The sequence below is a fragment of the Pseudomonas sp. 2995-3 genome (assembly GCF_002742565.1).
In the GTDB taxonomy this organism is placed as follows: Bacteria; Pseudomonadota; Gammaproteobacteria; order Pseudomonadales; family Pseudomonadaceae; genus Aquipseudomonas; species Aquipseudomonas edaphica.
Map to the genome: position 1 here is coordinate 1 of NZ_LJSB01000255.1, position 365 is coordinate 365.

Sequence of the window (365 nt, forward strand, 5' to 3'; positions counted from 1 at the left end):
AATTATTAGTGATATTAGGATGCCAGAAATGACAGGGTTAGACATGTTGGATATATTACAAAAACATAAGCCTGTAGTTATCATCATGTCTGCCTATTCTGAGTTTGACTATGCACAAGAAGCAATCCGATTAGGAGTAGTAAATTATTTACTCAAACCTGTGGCTAAAGATAAATTAATTGAAGCAGTGCAGAAAGCATTAGAGGAAGATGAAGAGAGAGAACGTGCTGTATTGATGGAAAAAGCATTTGATAATGATCTGATTGAAGTTAAAGATGATGGTGCTCCAGATGGATCAAACACTCCAATACAAGAAGTAATAACGTATGTAAACAATAATCTGAAGAGTCAACTGAGTCTTAAAG

The 365-nt window shown here is 34.5% G+C and carries 1 protein-coding gene; it reads left to right on the forward strand.

Annotation, left to right across the window (positions count from 1 at the left end; translation table 11 throughout):
• Positions 1-28: 28 nt before the first annotated feature.
• On the forward strand, positions 29-365 hold a 337-nt coding region (locus AOA62_RS25295; RefSeq protein WP_256592476.1), incomplete at its 3' end, for a response regulator.